We start from the raw sequence: 18,261 nt of genomic DNA, 5'->3' as shown, positions 1-18,261 counted from the left end.
ACGAAGTTGTTGCTCCTCATGCTTCAATAAAAATCGCCTAACGACTCGGATGGGACTCCTGTCCCCCCGAGTCTTAGCCATCGTCCATGATGGCTATACGGCATTTTCATCTACGCATTTCGGCAACTTCGATGGGGATCTGTTGTAGCCACAACCGGCATTTGCAGCAAGTAAGTAAAAGTTTACTCTGACCCGACTATTCCTAATACTGTAACCACGCATACGCATTGTTTCTTGAACACCGATTAGAAATGGGCTTTTTAGACTCATGATTACCTCACCCTAAGGTGCTGTTTATTTATGGCTCTTCGTCGAAAGTGGTGGTAAACGTAGCTTTTAAGATAAACTTCTTCGTACAATTTCATATTCCCGATAGTCATGAGCGAAACCCTTTTATACCAGAAAGTATTAGGCCTAAAGGCTCCATGGTTAGTTTCTAAAGTTCAACTTGATGAAGAGCATCAACGTATTATCGTCGTTGTGGACTATGTACATAGTGGTGATTCAGTTTGCCCTGTCTGTCAGGGTTTAGCTCGTCATTATGACTCACGCCCTCGAACTTGGCGTCATCTAGATACTTGCCAATTTGAAACGATAATCCACTCAAATGTGCCTCGTATTCATTGTCCTAACCATGGCTATCAGACACTCCAAGTTCCTTGGGCGCATGAAAGCAGTCGCTACACTGAATTACTGGAAATGAGAGTGTTGGCGATGTTAGCAATGAGTACGCTAAATGCGGTCAGTAAATTTTTTAAACTAAGCTGGGGAGCCATTGACCGAATAATGGAGAGAGCCGTCTCTAGAGGGTTAGCGCATCGAACCGCTTGTTCGACAGAGTCGTTGCTGATTGATGAAACAGCGATTAAAAAAGGGCATGATTACGTCACTGTGCTTTCCAACTCTCAAGGCCAAGTGTTAGCCGTCTCAGACGGTCGCTCTAAAGCCAGTTTTAACGCTTGTTTTGCGCAATTGCCTTCATATACGAAATCACAAACTAAAACCATTTGTATGGACATGAGCCCTGCTTATATTTCAGCGGCAAAGGCAGCATTTCCTGACGCTGAAAAGCGGATTGCATTTGACCATTTCCATATTGCTAAATTACTGACTGAAGCCGTCAATGCTATACGAAGGGATGAAATATACAGGCTGTCTCCCTCAATGAGACAAGAAGCTCATCGCACACGCTTCTTCTGGCTTAAGCAGAGGCACAACTTATCAGCAGATAGGAAAGAAAGACTAAATAAACTCGTGCCTTCGTTAATGAATACAGCGCTAGCTTGGTATTTTAAAGAGCAAGCTCGTGACATATGGTATGGCGAACTGCGTTCGCGGCACTAAGCAGAGATGGCTAGAATGGATAGCTTTAATCAAGGCAAGTAATATCAAGCCTTTAATTTCCGTAGCTGAAACAGTTGAGTCTAAATTATGGGGAATACTTAATGCGATGCGTTTTGGTGTTTCAAATGGTCTAGCAGAAGCTATCAATAGTCAAATAAGGCTGCTGAGAGTAAAGGCCATGGGGTATAGAAATACAGAGCGATTTAAGCGAGCAATACTGTTTCACTTTGGGAAGTTGGATATGGGGTTCCACCATTAACGACGAAGAGCCTTATTTATACAGTATTGTTTGGTATTTCCGAATATTAAGGAAAATAGTGAAATAATTTTGCGCGTTTATATACCTACTAATCCGTATAATTCATTTTTATCAATCAGTTATGTGTTGACTACTTGAGATAATAGGTTTGGAAAACGCGCATGCGCGTTTTTCCTGATGGATTACTTATATGAAAAGCGGCAAAATGCTGATAAGTTCATTACATACAGATAGTTAACTGTGCGCGTTTTCACTGGTCCAACGAGGTAAACGCGCATGCGCACTAATAAAATGTTCTTGACCTGCGGTAGACGATTTTTAGCAAAAAAGAAGTGATATTTAAGTCTAGCCGAAGGAATAGATAGAGCCAAACGCGATGGAAGAAACGCCTCATTTATGATAGCTTGAAGGCACTTGCTAAGGCTCGTAAAGCGAAGCTTTCAAAGAGACCTGCAATTGACTTCAAGTAAAGCAGCGATGCTTCCCTCACGCCGCAGGGGGCATCAATTAAGCCCCAAGGGCATGGAATAAGAGCTCACGGATTGAGTAGCGATAACCTCCTCTTTCCGAAAGTAAAGAACAACCCGTTACACGAGACCTTCGGCTCGTGAACCACGACCGTTACATTCTTCAGTCAAATATCGAGTAAACATGAGAAAAAATGAAAGCAACACTTTGATACTAACAGTGATAATACTTGCTGTAGTTGCACCCTTGGCTTTCATTGGTGGAATGATCTTTGGTGGTTCTCTGCAAACAGATTTCACACTCACAGCTGATTCTTTATCATCATGGGTTTCAGCGATTGCTACAGTCTCAATTGCCATATTGACCTTTATACTCGCAAAAGAAACATGGTACTTACGAGCAGCTCAAAGTGAACAGCTGGAGCAGCTTCGCTTAGATGCGATAAGGCCATCCGTAGATTTTACTTTCGTAACAAGCAAAATATCGATGCAGTTCATCGAGCTTGAAATAAAAAATACAGGCAAAGGAATAGCTCAAAATATTAGCTTTACCTTTCTCGACCCAGAAACAAGAGAGATTGCCACGGACAATGCAATCATTAGCAAAATAAAAAAATTAGGTGCAGTAAATACTGGTATAGCTTCCTTGGGTGTGGAGCAGACCTACAGTTCATTCCTGTTCAGCTTCTTGGATATGATGAGGGAAATGGGTGAAACAGCAGCATTCTCTACAAGGTTCATCGTAAGAATTTCATTTGCAGATGCGAATGGTCATAGCTATGAGAATGAAGTGACAATAGACACTTCTGAGTATGATGGTGTTGTGGAAGTTGGAGATGGTGACCCAACACACAGAATATCGAAAAATATTGAGAAAATTGCAAAATGGGCTGAGAGCTTAACTCGTGGCTCAAGCAAGCGAATCTGCGTTGACACTTACAACTCCAAAGAAAGAGAAAAAGAGCAGAAGGAGTGGGAGAAAATACGTGAAGAGAGACAGAATCAAAGAGAGCAGCACAACCAGAATGTAACAAGTCAATCCAGCCGACCGCCTTCGGCGGCTGATTGAGGCGTCTGGTATGACTCCCCACGTCAAGCAGAACGTAACAATATAGGCCTAAATTTTTAAGCCAATTTTAGTTTACCCCCTATGGGATTGAGTTAATGCAGACGATGAGGCAAGTACTTTCGTCGGTTGTCATGCTGGGTCCGTGGATTACTCATTTTTCAATAAGCAGCGCCTACCTTACTTGATCCGTCGTGGCACCTGTCGTCAGTCTATGTTCGTGGTTCAATACAGGATTAGCCGTATTGCCATCCTAACGCCGTCGGTGGTTGTGCCACACCCGATGCCTAATCAACCGCATTAACTCAAAATCGTTACTCATGCAGGAACTCTCGCTATCCGTAATTTAGGGTCAACTTGTACTAACACCACTTCTCTTGCAATAGCCCAAATATAAGCAATCATCTCTCGTGCAATAGCCGTCACGACGACATTGTAGTGTTTACCTTTATACATTAATCGTTGATAGCGTCTGCATAACCTTAATTGCGCTTGCCATGCGATATCAATAATCTGCTTTGGTAAGCCTTCTTGTCGTTTTTGTAAATCCGTTGAGATGTTAGCTGAGTAACGGTAAGTATGAGCACCTTCTACTAATAATCGGCGAGCACGGCTATTACCGCATTTTGTGATGGCTCCAATATGCCGTTTCCCGCCGCTTGAATGTTCTGAAGGTACTAACCCCAGATAGCTCATCAGTTTTCTAGGGTGATCAAACCGGGTGAGATCTCCTAGTTCAGCAATCACTCCGGTAGCCACTAACAGCCTTACACCTCTAAGAGCTTGGATTGCTTTCACAACAGGATAATAGCGCCAATTCTTTACATGATGTTCCAATTCATTATCGAGCCGCTTAAGCCTTGATAGGCGTTCGGTAATGGTTTGTAAATATTCTTGTAAGACAATCTGTTGACTAGGATGGGGCAAGATGAGTTCTGTTAACCAGCGTAAATGTTGTAGTGACCAGTTAGCGGTGCCTTTATAGTTGATATTATTTCGTAATAGCAGCGCTTTGAGCTGATATTTGGCATCTTTTAAATCTTTCATTGCCGTTTCTCGCGCACGTGATAAGTCACGGATAGCTTCATCTTCTGGCTCTGGTACATATATTGGGGTTAAGTCTTCAGATTTAAGTAACTTTGCTAATTTAAGCGCATCTCGCTTATCCGTTTTGACCTTCTCCCCAGGCTTTTTAGGAACTAGAGAAGGAGCTATTACATAGCAACAATGACCAAGGCTTGTGAGTAAGCGATAAACCCAATAGCCACAAGGTCCAGCTTCGTAGACGAAATGCAATATAGCGTTAGGATATTTTGATTGGAATTGTTGAGCGAGTTTGGTGATTGAGGCCTTCGCACTAGAAACTCTACCGTAATGAACGGCTTGCGCTCCACGTTGTTCTTCAATATAAGCAACTTCAACGAATTCTTTATGCGTATCAAGGCCAATAAAAAGTGTGCTATGTTGTTTCATGCTGATCTCCAATTTTTAGTTTATGAACAAAACTAGTATGGCTCTGACTTTCAGCTAACCCACGATTGATTGGAGATCAGCATCTTTGTGGGGAGTCATTATGTCTAGTTTTATAATTATGGCTAGGAGTATAATTTGATACATAGTGTCATTAGTTTCATGGGTGCGTGGGAAAAAATCTGCCACCACAAAACAGCAGAGTTGGAATCTCTTCAATTGGCAATAGAAAATTATGTCAATGGAAACGTCACTTTGGTGGAAGAACGAAAGTTATCTTCTTTTTCTTATAGAGAAACCTGGGAAAAAGCACTTTTCGATCAAGGTTGGGACTTGTCCGAAAAAAGTATTTTTAGTAACACGGGAAGAAAGGTTTCGGTAAGATTTGCGGGGCCGACTAGCAATGGCTTAGCTGCACAGATTGGTTTTAATAATCCTGAGTTTCTTAATCGGTGGCTATACAACTATGCGAACATGGCTGTGCGTCATGACGTGTGTGAAGTAGCAATACTTGTTGTGCCCATGGAAGACTCTATGCCAGAAAACGATAGGAATCGACCTATGAGTCGAAGAACATCTTTTGAGCACTATTTAGAACAACTTGAGATGCTGTCTCCACTTAGTTTGGGTATTCCATTTGTTATCATTGGTTACTCAAAGCATCCTCAACTTCTCGAAACGGCAGTACATGAAATCGAATCCGAGCATGTTCCTAACCACGAGCCTAAAAATGTAGTTATAAATAAAAGTATAGAATTTCCACCTGAGTATCATCAGGCTGGCGTTGGTATTCTTAACTTTTTCTCTTCATATCTAAGTCAAAACTATCCTGATCAAGATGCCACCGTGAAAATTGAACAACGTGGAATGAATGTCAGAATGATTGTAGAGTCTGAGGATGGAAATTCAGAAGTTATCGAGAAAGCATTACACGAGTATGAGCAGATAATGACAGGTAAGGAGTCAGCATCTAAATTCACAAATAACGATAAACTAGTTTTGGATTTGCGTAGTGAACTACGGGTGGCAAAAGCCCGTATCGAGTCTCAGCAAGATATAATGCTACTGCAAAACCAGAAATTGCAAACAAGTGAAGCTCGTGTTGACTCCCTTCTCTCAATGGTTGGATTAGGACTTCAACGTGAATCAGTTCCCATTAATGTTCAAGTTAATCCTTGCATCCAAAATCACATCGCTATTACGGTCAATTCAGACGTATCAGAAAGCTTGGGCTGTTTGAGTGAGCTACAAGAACTTCTCTCAAAAGATGATGATGTTGCATTGCCAATCTCTGATTTAACTTCAGCGTTAGAAAGAATTGAAGCTGAGCAAAATACAGACGTTGTAAGAAAGTCGTCGGCAATGGCGAAATTCTCCCGTTTTGTGGATAGCTTGCTAGATGAAAATAGCTCAATACGCAAAGCTGTTGACGCAACTCAGCAAGGCTACGAAGTTGCGGTAGACTTAGTTAAAAAATATAACAAAGTCGCATCATGGTGTGGTTTGCCAACAGTACCTACATTCGAATAAAACTAACAAGTTACTCAAAAGGACGCAAAACGCTAGGCTTGCGCACCTTCGTCGCTAATTTTAGCCAAGCATTTATGCGCCCATTAGTAAGGCGTTCTTGACCTGCGGTAGACGATTTTCAGCAAAAAAGAAGTGATATTTAAGTCTAGCCGAAGGAATAGATAGAGCCAAACGCGATGGAAGAAACGCCTCATTTATGATAGCTTGAAGGCACTTGCTAAGGCTCGTAAAGCGAAGCTTTCAAAGAGACCTGCAATTGATTTCAAGTAAAGAAGCGATGCTTCCCTCACGCCGCAGGGGGCATCAATTAAGCCCCAAGGGCATGGAATATAAACTCACGGATTGAGTTGCGATAACCTCCTCTCTCCGAAAGTTAAAGAACAACCCGTTACACGAGACCTTCGGCTCGTGAACCACGACCGTTATGCACAGAATAGACATGAATTATGAAGCTATACATTAGTGATATGAACGGAAAAAAACGGTACTTAAATATAGTCGCCGTATCAAGGAATGAACTTGCTCAAAAGCTAGGTGGGGCTTACTTTTCTGTTGATGGAACTACCTATCATATTTCGCAAGTTAACGCAGAGAAGTCTAATGATAATACTCCTGTTTCAACCGTCATTGGCAGCGCTCTTGGGCTTTTCGGTGGAATGCCTGGGGTACTAATCGGAGGAGCCCTAGGGGCTCTTCTTGGTAATGAGGCCGATAAGAAAGAATCGCTAGCTATAGATTCCTTCAATCGGAGCCTATCATGAGGAAATTTGATTTTAGCTCTGGTATTTCAATCATATTTGTAGCCGCATTGGCGACAGTCGCTTACTTTTATCAAGATATAGCGATGGGTACAGTGCGGCTGATACTTGAAAAGGGGTACCTGAAAATATTTCTTAATATGGCGATAGGAATTATCGTTTTTACACATTCTTTGAAAGTACAGTCTCAAAATAGTAGTCGTAGCCTATTAGTTAAAAGTGGTTTTTTGCCTATCGATATATCATTAACTATCGGCACATACATGGCCGTTTCGACGACTGCTTGTTCTTTGCTTGAGGGTGCATTTCTCCAACAGTTCTATGATGTAACTTACTTTCTAAAGTTCGATCAACTAGATATATATGTATTGATTGGAGTTTCAGCATTGTTGCTATGGTATGTTGCACTTCATATATACCAGCTTGGAGTTGAGTTGCTTTTCCCAGTAGTTACTCCAGAGCTTTCCAGTGAAGTAATGCATAACAAGTCAAGGCAGCAGGACGCCAGCAAAGCTGGCGCCTCTGCTTGAAGCGTTGCGCCCGATCACTAATGATACTTATAAATGAAAAGTTGGGTCAGAGTTAAGTTTGTTCTAGTTAGTGAGGTTGCAGGTAGAGGCTACGACAAGTCCCCATCGAAGTTGCTGGAGTGGATAGCAGGCTCTTTATCAAACAAAAGGGTCGTGAGACTCACATGGATGTGAGGCTAGCTTTCGGGGGGCTTGGTCTTTCTCGTGCATCCATGCACTTCAAGACATTCAGGCATCCTGCCTATCAGACGCCCCATCGGAAGCGTCAGTCATTTTCAAATAGCCACGTAGGGATAACAACTTCGTCTGGGGCGACACGGGGAGATGCAAGAGGGGGGATTGCTGTTGATCCCCCTTTTGCCCGGGTGTGGGATGGAATCCCACGACGTTGCTCCAAACGGAGTTTGGAAAATCCCCTTCGGCCGCAAGGCCGCACTCTCGGCGTCAGCCATTCAAACGCAGTTTGAAAACCACTTCCTAGTGGCTCCAGCCAGAATTCAAATAGTTATTTAAAGTATTGTTAACTGACAATGGCATCCCAAATCGATAGAATACCGACAGATTATTCCTCATCTAGAGCCAACCCCATGCATGTACATATTCTTGGCATCTGCGGCACCTTTATGGGTGGCCTTGCACTGCTTGCCAGAGCCAATGGTCACAAGGTGACTGGCAGCGATGCCAACGTCTATCCGCCGATGAGCACTCAGCTCGAAGAGCAGGGTATTGAACTGATCCAAGGTTTTGATCCTAGCCAGCTAGGACACAATGAAGATGATGCGCCGGATCTGGTGGTGATAGGTAATGCCATGAGTCGCGGCAATCCGTGTGTTGAGGCGGTACTCAATCGTGGCCTCAAGTACACCTCGGGGCCGCAGTTTTTAGCCGAACATATTCTGACCAATCGCTGGGTGTTGGCGGTATCGGGGACTCACGGTAAAACCTCAACCTCGAGTATGTTGGCGTGGATTTTACAAGATTGCGGCTACGAGCCAGGCTTCTTGATTGGCGGCGTACCGCAAAACTTTGGTGTGTCGGCGCGTCTTGGTGGCTCGCCCTTTTTTGTGGTCGAGGCCGATGAATATGACAGCGCGTTTTTCGATAAGCGTTCTAAGTTTGTTCACTACCAGCCACGTACCTTAGTGATCAATAATCTCGAATTCGATCACGCCGACATTTTCGATGATTTAAAAGCGATCCAACGTCAGTTTAATCACGTAATACGTACGGTACCGGGGCAAGGCAAGGTTATCTGGCCAAGCGATAGCATTGCCGTGCGCGAAGTGATCGACATGGGCTGCTGGAGTGAGCAGGAAACCTATAGTGTTAATACGGCCAATACGGGCTGGCACACTGAGCTTTTGAATGAAGATGGCCACAGGTTCGAGCTGTTCTTCGAGGGCGAGTCCCAAGGCATCTTAGATTGGCAGTTGATTGGTCAGCACAATGTGGAAAATGCCACCATGGCGATCGCCGCGGCGCGTCATGTGGGCGTTAAGCCTCAAGCGGCCATAGAGGCGTTAGCCAAGTTTGCCCCGCCCAAACGCCGAATGGAGTTGATTGGTACGGCTAATGACATAGAGGTATATGATGATTTTGCCCACCATCCAACTGCGATAGCCACGACCTTGCAGGGATGCCGAGCTAAAGTGGGTGAGGGGCGTATTTTAGTGGTGCTTGAGCCACGATCGAACACCATGAAGCGTGGCGTGCATAAAGCGACGTTGGCGGGATCTATGGCCCTCGCCGATGCCGCGTTTTTGTATCAGGCCGATAATATCGATTGGGATGTTGAGGCGGCAATGGCTAAAGCGACACTGCCTGTGGCTGTGTTATATCAAATAGAAGATGTGGTCGAGGCGGTCGCTAGCGAGGCCAAACCTGGTGATACCATTATTGTAATGAGTAACGGCGGCTTTGGTGGCTTACACGGTAAGCTGTTACAAAGGCTAAAATAAGCTATGAGCTAGCATTGAAGAGATTTATATGAATTATCCAAAGAAGGCTAAAGCGATCAGTTTAGCGTGGACTGGGGCCTCGGGCGCCCCTTACGGGCTTAAGTTGCTAGAGTGTTTGCTGGTGGCCGACTATCAAGTGTTCTTGATGATATCGAGTGCCGCGCGGGTCGTGTTGGCGACGGAGCATGGTTTGCAACTCAGCGCCAATGGCGATAAAGCCAAGGTCCAGTTACTAACCTTGTTTGCGGAAAAGGGAATAGATATTAGCGGTGAACTGCACGTGCTTGGCAAAGAGGAGTGGTTCTCGCCGCCGGCATCGGGCTCGGCAGCGCCTAAGCAGATGGTGATCTGCCCCTGCAGCACGGGCACCTTGGCGGCGGTTGCAACCGGAATGAGCAACAGTTTGTTAGAACGTGCTGCGGATGTAGTAATAAAAGAGCGTGGTCAGTTAATTTTGGTACCTAGGGAAACTCCTTTTAGCAGCATACACTTAGAGCACATGTTGTCGCTCTCTAAGCTAGGTGCGACCATTATGCCCGCCGCACCGGGGTTTTATCATGATCCCAAATCGGTCGAAGATCTGGTAGACTTCATGGTCGCTCGGATTTTAGATCATCTGGGCGTCGACCACGCGTTAACTAAGCGTTGGGGCTATGATAAGCACAGTGCCAGCAATAGCGACAATTAATACAATTTTGAGAGTAGTATGAAACACACCATCGAAGTGATGATCTCCGCAGATGAGATTGAGCAACAACTGGATATCCTAGCAGAGCAGATTAATGCGCATTACGCCAATAGCGAGCGCTTATTAATGGTGGGTTTATTAAAAGGTTCTGTGGTCTTTATGGCCGATCTTTGTCGTCGTATCAAAGGCCATGTGGAGATCGATTTTATGTCGGTATCTAGCTATGGCAACGCGATGAGCAGCTCACGAGATGTGAAGATCCTTAAAGATGTGCAGTCGGATATCGAAGGTCGCGATGTATTGATCGTCGAAGATCTTATCGATTCTGGTAATACCTTGAACAAGGTGCGAGAGATGTTGATGCTGCGTGGACCAAAGAGTCTGACGCTGTGTACCCTGCTCGATAAGCCTGAGCGCCGCGAAGTGGACGTACATGTCGATTTTATCGGTTTTACTATTCCTGACGAGTTTATCGTTGGCTATGGTATCGATTATGCGGAGCAGTATCGCAACTTGCCGTATATCGCTAAAGTGGTGCCACTCGATTAAGTTCGAGTGTAAATTAGATCTATAACTCCTGCCCTGTGCGGGAGTTTTTGTTTTGTGTTTAACCCAACTAACGGAAGTAAGTAATGACCAACGAGCCATATGCTTTAGTCATCGACTCGCTCAAGAAAACCTATAAGGGCGGCGTCGAAGCGGTAAAAGGAATAAGCCTTAAGGTTAACGCCGGGGATTTCTTTGCCCTGTTAGGCCCTAACGGGGCGGGTAAGTCGACCACCATTGGTATTATCTGTTCCTTGGTGCAGAAAAGCGCTGGTAAGGTAAAGGTGTTCGAGCACGATATCGATACTCATCTTGAGTTAGCCAAGATGTCGATAGGCTTAGTGCCGCAAGAGTTTAATTTCAATCAGTTTGAAACCGTGCAGCAGATCGTGGTCAATCAGGCTGGTTACTTTGGTGTGTCACGTGAAGTGGCATTGCAGCGAGCGGAGAAGTATCTAAGTCAACTCGATTTATGGGAGAAGCGTAACTCCCCAGCCCGCGCATTATCGGGCGGCATGAAGCGTCGATTGATGATCGCTCGCGCCTTAATGCATGAGCCAAAACTGCTGATCCTCGATGAGCCGACGGCTGGGGTTGATATTGAGCTACGTCGCTCGATGTGGACTTTTTTAACCGAGCTAAATCAACAAGGCGTTACTATTATCTTGACCACTCACTACCTTGAAGAAGCCGAGATGCTGTGCCGCAATATCGGCATTATCGATAAAGGGGTATTGGTTGAGTGCACCAGCATGAAATCCTTGTTAAGCCGCTTGAACATGGAAACCTTCGTGTTTGATCTGCGCGAGGATCTTAATCAAGCCCCCGAGATCTCTGGGATCAATTGTCGCTTAACCGATCCGCACACCTTAGAGGTTGATGTGGCCAAAGAGCATAGTATCAACAGTGTGTTTGCTCAGCTCAGTGAGCAAGGGATCGAGGTGTTATCGATGCGCAATAAGGCGAACCGTTTAGAGGAGCTATTTGTTGAGTTGGTTGAGAAGGGTAAGGGGGCTGCGCAATGAGTAAAGAGATGAATAATCAGCTGAGTACAGACGCGACCCAGGGTGCGAACATGAAGCATGTCTATTTCACCGCATTTAAGAGTATCTTGATCAAAGAGATCACCCGTTTTACCCGTATTTGGGTGCAAACCTTAGTACCGCCCGCGATCTCTATGACCTTGTATTTTCTCATTTTTGGTAACTTAGTCGGTAAGCGCATCGGTGAGATGGGCGGCGTTACCTATATGGAGTTTATTGCCCCGGGTCTTATCATGATGTCGGTGATCACCGCATCCTATTCTAACGTTGCTTCCTCGTTTTTTAGTGCTAAGTTTCAGCGTAACCTCGAAGAGTTGATTGTTGCGCCTGTGCCTCACTATGTGATGATTGCTGGCTATGTTGGGGGCGGAGTGGCTCGCGGTTTGTGTGTCGGCACCATAGTTACCTTAGTGGCGATGTTCTTTGTCGATATTAGCTTGCACCATGCGGGGCTTGTGGCGCTTACCGTGCTACTTACCGCGATTTTGTTTGCCCTTGGTGGACTGATTAATGCGGTATTTGCTAAGAGCTATGATGATATCAGCATAGTGCCCACCTTTGTGTTAACGCCACTGACCTATCTGGGCGGGGTGTTCTATTCGCTGAGCCTGTTGCCTGAGTTTTGGCAAGGGGTGTCGCAGCTTAACCCTGTGGTCTATATGATTAACGTATTTCGCTATGGTTTCTTAGGCTACGCCGATATCAGCATTCCGTTATCGATAGCCATTATGGTGGGCTTTTGCAGCGCGCTATGGGCGGTTGCGTATTACCTGATCAGCCGAGGTATAGGCCTGCGCACCTAGTTGCAGATATCACTTCTTCTATCTAGTTTCTAGGCTTTAGCTCCTAGGAACTAGATATCCTCTAAATACCGCATCATATCGAACACTTGGGCGATACTGTTAGCCCCAAGTTTGGCCGTACAACAGTGGCCATTAAGGCTAGCATGGGCGCGTACCCAGTCGATAATAGTCGCTAGCGTCATCTGCTCAGCTGCAAGCTGAAATTGCGATCCCCTCCAGTGATAACTCATGCCTTGGCTATCTATGATCTGCAACTCTTGTGGGGATAGGTGAAGCGTTTCTTGCTGCCATTGAGCTAAGTGCTCAATCAGTTGTAACTGGGGTTGTTGTGGATGCTTGATGAGTATCGGCCACTGTAGCATTAGGTTACCTGTTATTTGGGCAACTGAAGTTACCTATTATTTGGGGCAACTAAAGTTACCCAAGCTTAATGAATATATCTTGGTATTGTTACTGCTTAGCTTCTGAGGCGGGACTCGGCTTTTCATCTTCGGTCGATTCGGCTTGGATCTTAGCTTGATGCTGTTTTAGTACGTCTATCGCTTCAAGGTTAATCTGAATCAAATTATCGAAATGGGCATTCATCTCATCGATTTTGGTTATGAATTCAGGATCGTCTTTAGCCTGCTTCTGCCAATAACGCTTGCGATCAAGCTTCTGTTTTTCACTGGCGCGTAAGATCTCGTAATAGCTGTTTTCCTGCTTGAGACGATAGATCTCACTACCGATAAGTAGCAATAGTTTCTCTTTCGAGATGGTGTTTTTAGTGAGCAGAGCTTGCAGTGGGTCGACCGATTGGCGCTTTTTATCTGTGTCGGTTTCAGTGGTGATCCCAAGTTGATACTGAATTTCATGTTGGCGAAACTCTTTAGGGCAAGATGACTGGCTGAAGACAATTTTGTCTCCTTTTATACACTTATAAATACTATTAGCATGGGCACCCATAGATAGCATCATGAAAGTGAGGGTCAGGAGCAGTTTTCCCATTTGGCGATATATCCTCTATCAGCCTAAAAAAGACAGTTTAGTGATCATATTAGTCGATGGGAGAAATTTATCGGCAGCGCCGCACATCCCTATTTCGCCTAGTAAACCCCCTTACTATGGCGCAAGTCGGTCATTAACACCAGTATTTGTAACGTTAAATAACTGTAATAACGGCAAATGAGGCCAGAAATAAAAAACCGCGATATGAAATCAGTTCATATCGCGGAGTTTGCTTGGGTGGGGTTATTTAAAACCTAATTTGTGACTAACGGCTACATTCTTCTAGAAGATAAGCCAAGTGACGATAAGAGATACCGCTGTGATGTGACAGACCCACTTCACACATACGGTTAGCGTAATAGCCCTCTTTGATATCGACAGGGATCAGTTTCTTAATGTTGCGCAGGGCACTAGCGTTCATCTCTGGCTTGTACAAGCCTTTCTCGCCAGCATAACCACAACACTCGATACCTTCAGGTAGCTTAACGCCAGCACTACAGGCGTCGGCTAACGCTTGCATCTTAGGCTCAAGCTTCATTTTACGCGCACTACAACCAAAGTGCAGCGCGATGTTGACCTTCTTGGTGAAGGTCAGCTTAGGCAAAATCTTGTCGTGCATAAACTCGACTAAGTCGGTGATCTCAACCTTAGGGTTACCTGTTAGTGTGCGGTATGTACAAGATAGTGCATCGACCACTACCGGGACTTTGCCGTTTTCGCTCAGTGCGCTTAGAGCATCGATTAGCTCATCGCGTTTAGCATCGGCGTTTTTAAAGTCACCTTTTGATTCCCACATCTGGCCGCAGCATAGGTGACGAGTATTATCTGGCGTCACGACGTTGTAGCCTGCGCGTTCAAGTAGCGTCACCACGACATCTGGTAGGGTGCGATTGTCTGGATCTAGCGGTGTTGGCCCGAAAGTTCGACCGCCACATGCTGGGAAGTAGACCACGGTTTCCTTGTCTGGGTTGATTGGCGAAGGGGTAGGCAGGTTAGCACCCTTAGCAAAGTCAGGGTTCCAATAAGGTACCTCTTTAGACACCATACGACCAACGTTCATCAGCCCGTTAGTCACGCTGTCACCGGTCACTTTATGAATGATGTTGAGTATGTTGAAACCTGTGCTGATCACTTGGTTTACCGCGCCAAAATGTTTGGCTTGGAAATCCAGTACTTTCTGCTCAGTGGTGGTGATATAAGGGGTACGTAGCTTACGCACCAGATTACCCATGCTGTTGTCAACTGGGCAGGCAATGGTACATAGCTGACAGGCGGCGCAGGTATCAACGACATCATACTTGGCGGCTGCGCGCATCTCTTCTGCCGCTTGCTTATCACCCGAGGCTTCGAGACGAGCAATTTCACGTAAGGTCGCAATACGCTGACGCGGCGTGAAGTTAAGCGCCGAGGTTGGACAGGTTTTTTCGCAGAAACCACACTCGATACACTTATCGACATAGTCATCGACCACAGGACAAGGCTTGATATTCTTCACGTGCACATTGGCGTCGTTGTTAAGTATCACGCCTGGGTTAAGTAGCCCTTGCGGATCGAAGATATGCTTGATGCGCTTCATTAAGGTATAAGCGTCAGCACCCCATTCCATCTCGACAAATGGCGCTACCGCACGGCCAGTACCATGCTCAGCCTTCATTGAACCATCATACTTGTCGATAACCATCTCGGCCACGTCTTGCATGAAGGCGTGGAAACGGTTGATATCTTCTTGCGAGGCGAAGGTTGGGGTAATAATAAAGTGGAAGTTACCCGCTAGCGCATGACCATAGATCACCCCTTCAGGGTAACCATGTTTATGGAATAGTGCGGTTAGATCGCTCGCTGCGTTGGCTAAATGTTGTAGCTCAAACGCGACATCTTCGATAATAACCGAAGTCCCTTTTGGACGTTCACCACCAATGATGGGGAACAAACCTGAACGCATTGCCCAGTATTTGCTATAAACCTCAGGGTCGTTACTGAAGGTGATTGGGCGCTCAGTTTCTAGATGGGCGAGCTTAGCGATCACATCTTGAGTGTAACGGTTGAGGGTTTCTTCATCGTTAGCACGGGATTCAATCAGTAGAATTGCTGCGCCTTCAGGGAGTTCGCTTAACCACTCTGGCATCCCTTTCTTGCCAGTAACTGACTTAATGGACGCCCAGTCCAGTAGCTCAGCTGCTGCAACACTGTCGCACTTAATCGGCGGAATCGCACTTGCCGCATCGACCATGTTGTAAAATACCGCCATGGCAGACGCTTTAAACTTAGCTTCTTCAACTGTGTCGTAGGTCACTTCCTCTACGAATGCAAGGGTACCTTCTGATCCCACGATTAAGTGGTTGATTAAATCGAATGGATCGGCGAAATCAACCAAGGCGTTAATGCTGTAGCCTGTGGTATTTTTTATTGAGAACTTTTTACGAATACGGTTAGCTAACACTTCGTTATTACGAGTCAATTGGCTTAATTCGGTCAACTCGTTAAGTAGGTCTTTATGGCTGGCAGCAAAGGCTGCTTTTGATTTCTCACAACCAGTATCAAGCTCGGTGCCATCGGCAAACAGTAGTTTGGCTGATGAGATGGTTTGATAGCTGTTTTGCGCCGTACCACAACACATACCCGAAGCGTTATTGGCTACGATACCGCCGACCATCGCCGAGGCTAAGGTTGCTGGGTCGGGACCGATTTTTTTACTAAATGGCTTCAGCGCCAAGTTAGCATCGCTACCGATAACGGCCGCCCCCAATGAGATCTTTTGTTTATCTTCGCTGATAGTAATTTTTCTAAAACCATCATGGCCTAAGATCAACAAAATACCTTCACCGATCGCCTGACCCGATAAACTGGTACCTGCGGCGCGGAAGGTAATAGGAGCCTGATGAGCACGCGCAACCTCGAGAGTTTGCTTAGCTTGCTCTAGTGTTTCTGCGTGTACGACCACTTCAGGAACAATACGGAAATAACTGGCATCGGTTGACCAGGCAAAACGGCGCACCGCATCATCGGTGACCGCATCTTGGCCTAGTTTTGCTCTTAAATCTGCGACAACAGCTGAATAGTTAATCGACATGAGATTACTCTTTATTTTGAACGGGTAAAAGGTGAGCAATGATTTGCTCACCTCCCTGAGAATTTATACTTAGAAACCGCCCCACACGGTCGCAATCGTACCGGCGACTAAGGCATAACCAAGCGCAATAGGCATGGTTTTACGAATGATTTCAGATTCTCTACCTGCCATACCAACAACGGTTGCAGCAGCGACCACGTTCATCACACACATCATGTTACCCGCGTTAGCACCTATGCCTTGAAGCGCGAGAACGACCGCGTGGTTCATGCCAATGTTGTCGGCTACGCTATATTGTAGACCAGAGAACATCATGTTGGAGAAGGTTGCGGAGCCAGATAGGAATGCACCGAAGATACCCACTATCGGTGACATCCAAGCCCATACTGCGCCCATAGAGCCAGCTAGCATATCGGCTAGTGCCACAGGCATAGAGGCTAAACCTGATTCGTTTGCGCCTGAGTTTAGGAAGATCTTCACCATAGGAACCGAAGCGCCTAGAGAGATAATCGTTGGTAGCATTGACTTGCAAGAGACGGTGAAAGACTCTTTGATTGCTGGGGATTTCATCTTAAACAGGAAGAAACCAAGGATACAGACAAGAACGAAGAAGGCGCCTGGCGCATAAAGCGTGGCGAAGCCAGCTTTAAGTTCTGTGCCGAGTAAACCTGTCCAGCTGATGTTGAAGCTAGTTAACCAAGATTTTAGTGGGGCTACGGTGCGAGAAAGCACTAGTAGTGCCGCCATTATGATATATGGCGTCCATGCAGCAACTTGAGAAAAATGAGCTTTAGTCTCTATTTTGTTTTGCTCTTGGTTGTCGTTTTCGGCAAAATCATTCCATGGTTTTGCTGGTAGTAAATAGCCTTTACGAGCAACAGGAATAACTAAGGCCATACCGACGAGTGCACCGATAACTGATGGGAACTCTGGGCCTGCGAAGAAGTTGATTAACCAAGCTGGAACAGTAAATGCTAAACCTGCAAAGAGGGCAAACTTCCATATGGCTAGGCCTTCCTTAAATGACTTGTTGCGACCGAAGAAGCCTGTCAGGACAGAAACCAACACTAATGGGATCAAGGTGCCTATGATCAAATCGATAGTGATCATGTGCATTGCGATAAACTGAGCATAGTCAGAGAAATGACCGCCATGTTCGGCAATCTGGTCTGCAGCCATACTCACACCGCCAGACATTAAGCCCTGCTCCATACCGAATAATACAGGTAGGCCAATTGCGCCGAACGATACGCTGGTAGAGTCGGCTATCAAAGCGACTACGGCGGCAGCAATGGGCGGCACACCGAGCAGTACTAGCAGTGGTGCACCGATTGCTGCAGGCGTACCAAAACCGGCGGACCCCTCGATGAACGAGCCAAATAACCAACAGATGATAACTACTTGTACGCGAGCGTCACCGCTGATATTGGTAAATCCAGCACGAATGGTGTCCATAGCGCCGGAGTATTTAAGGGTGTTGAGCAGGAACACTGCACCGAAGATGATTGTTAACGGCGTTAGGGCTGAAAGTAGTCCTTCGACCACAGATGCACTAAGTATCGTGGTGTCCATCTGCCAGATAAAGACGGCGGCTAAGCCTGTCATTACCATAGAGATCGGCATGGCGCGCGATGCTGGCATTTTTAATAGTACCAAAAATAGCATAACGCTGATTACTGGCGTTAAACTGGCGAGCAGTTGAAGTAGGGTCATGATTGCCTCTTACTGTCTTTACTTGTGGA

The 18,261-nt window shown here is 45.7% G+C and carries 14 protein-coding genes and 1 pseudogene; 10 read left to right on the top strand and 5 right to left on the bottom strand.

The annotated features are described in order from the left end of the window. Nucleotides 1-378: 378 nt before the first annotated feature. From K0I73_RS15920 to K0I73_RS15910, 3 genes and pseudogenes are all read left to right on the top strand, one after another. Nucleotides 379-1,603 (top strand): annotated as a pseudogene (locus tag K0I73_RS15920) (ISL3 family transposase). 651 nt (nucleotides 1,604-2,254) lie between these two features. Continuing rightward, nucleotides 2,255-3,139 (top strand): DUF4231 domain-containing protein, encoded by an 885-nt coding sequence (locus K0I73_RS15915; protein WP_220062024.1) that lies wholly within the window; start codon nucleotides 2,255-2,257, stop codon nucleotides 3,137-3,139. Between the two features lie 142 nt (nucleotides 3,140-3,281). Further along, a complete protein-coding gene (locus K0I73_RS15910; RefSeq protein ID WP_220061778.1) occupies nucleotides 3,282-3,440 on the top strand; it encodes a hypothetical protein in 159 nt (52 codons plus the stop codon). A 14-nt stretch (nucleotides 3,441-3,454) separates the two neighbouring features. Here the strand turns inward: K0I73_RS15910 and K0I73_RS15905 are convergent, their stop codons facing one another. After that, nucleotides 3,455-4,609: an IS110 family RNA-guided transposase gene (locus tag K0I73_RS15905; RefSeq protein ID WP_220061777.1), complete on the bottom strand. Its 1,155-nt coding sequence runs from the start codon at nucleotides 4,607-4,609 to the stop codon at nucleotides 3,455-3,457. A gap of 135 nt (nucleotides 4,610-4,744) precedes the next feature. On the opposite strand from K0I73_RS15905, the gene K0I73_RS15900 reads away from it, so the two are divergent. From K0I73_RS15900 to K0I73_RS15870, 7 genes are all read left to right on the top strand, one after another. Next, nucleotides 4,745-6,136 carry a hypothetical protein gene (locus K0I73_RS15900; RefSeq protein WP_220062023.1) on the top strand — a complete coding sequence of 464 codons (1,392 nt, stop codon included), beginning with the start codon at nucleotides 4,745-4,747 and terminating at the stop codon, nucleotides 6,134-6,136. A gap of 757 nt (nucleotides 6,137-6,893) precedes the next feature. After that, the gene (locus K0I73_RS15895; RefSeq protein ID WP_220062022.1) at nucleotides 6,894-7,424 is read left to right on the top strand and encodes a hypothetical protein; all 531 of its coding nucleotides are present in this window, start codon (nucleotides 6,894-6,896) and stop codon (nucleotides 7,422-7,424) included. 587 nt (nucleotides 7,425-8,011) lie between these two features. Next, nucleotides 8,012-9,382 (top strand): UDP-N-acetylmuramate:L-alanyl-gamma-D-glutamyl-meso-diaminopimelate ligase, encoded by a 1,371-nt coding sequence (gene mpl / locus K0I73_RS15890; protein ID WP_220064424.1) that lies wholly within the window; start codon nucleotides 8,012-8,014, stop codon nucleotides 9,380-9,382. A gap of 28 nt (nucleotides 9,383-9,410) precedes the next feature. Further along, nucleotides 9,411-10,070 (top strand): flavin prenyltransferase UbiX, encoded by a 660-nt coding sequence (locus K0I73_RS15885; protein WP_220062021.1) that lies wholly within the window; start codon nucleotides 9,411-9,413, stop codon nucleotides 10,068-10,070. A gap of 18 nt (nucleotides 10,071-10,088) precedes the next feature. After that, on the top strand, nucleotides 10,089-10,619 hold the full coding sequence (hpt, locus tag K0I73_RS15880; RefSeq protein WP_220062020.1) for a hypoxanthine phosphoribosyltransferase: 531 nt from the start codon (nucleotides 10,089-10,091) through the stop codon (nucleotides 10,617-10,619). An 83-nt stretch (nucleotides 10,620-10,702) separates the two neighbouring features. Next, the gene (locus K0I73_RS15875) at nucleotides 10,703-11,641 is read left to right on the top strand and encodes an ABC transporter ATP-binding protein (protein WP_220062019.1); all 939 of its coding nucleotides are present in this window, start codon (nucleotides 10,703-10,705) and stop codon (nucleotides 11,639-11,641) included. A gap of 50 nt (nucleotides 11,642-11,691) precedes the next feature. Beyond that, nucleotides 11,692-12,462 carry an ABC transporter permease gene (locus tag K0I73_RS15870; RefSeq protein WP_220064423.1) on the top strand — a complete coding sequence of 257 codons (771 nt, stop codon included), beginning with the start codon at nucleotides 11,692-11,694 and terminating at the stop codon, nucleotides 12,460-12,462. 50 nt (nucleotides 12,463-12,512) lie between these two features. On the opposite strand, the gene K0I73_RS15865 is transcribed toward K0I73_RS15870, so the two are convergent. The 4 genes from K0I73_RS15865 to K0I73_RS15850 all read right to left on the bottom strand — a co-directional run bounded on the left by K0I73_RS15865 (nucleotide 12,513) and on the right by K0I73_RS15850 (nucleotide 18,232). After that, nucleotides 12,513-12,824, bottom strand: a complete 312-nt coding sequence (locus K0I73_RS15865) for a DUF4144 domain-containing protein (protein ID WP_220062018.1) — start codon at nucleotides 12,822-12,824, stop codon at nucleotides 12,513-12,515. 88 nt (nucleotides 12,825-12,912) lie between these two features. Beyond that, nucleotides 12,913-13,449, bottom strand: a complete 537-nt coding sequence (locus K0I73_RS15860; RefSeq protein WP_220062017.1) for a DUF4124 domain-containing protein — start codon at nucleotides 13,447-13,449, stop codon at nucleotides 12,913-12,915. Nucleotides 13,450-13,714: 265 nt separating this feature from the next. Continuing rightward, nucleotides 13,715-16,519 (bottom strand): FAD-binding and (Fe-S)-binding domain-containing protein, encoded by a 2,805-nt coding sequence (locus K0I73_RS15855; protein WP_220062016.1) that lies wholly within the window; start codon nucleotides 16,517-16,519, stop codon nucleotides 13,715-13,717. A 69-nt stretch (nucleotides 16,520-16,588) separates the two neighbouring features. Next, on the bottom strand, nucleotides 16,589-18,232 hold the full coding sequence (locus K0I73_RS15850) for an L-lactate permease (RefSeq protein WP_220062015.1): 1,644 nt from the start codon (nucleotides 18,230-18,232) through the stop codon (nucleotides 16,589-16,591). Nucleotides 18,233-18,261 lie beyond the last annotated feature (29 nt).

The sequence above is a fragment of the Shewanella mesophila genome (genome assembly GCF_019457515.1).
GTDB classification, from domain to species: Bacteria; Pseudomonadota; Gammaproteobacteria; order Enterobacterales; family Shewanellaceae; genus Shewanella; species Shewanella mesophila.
Note: the sequence above shows the minus strand (reverse complement) of the source record. Positions and strands in the feature narration are given on the sequence as shown.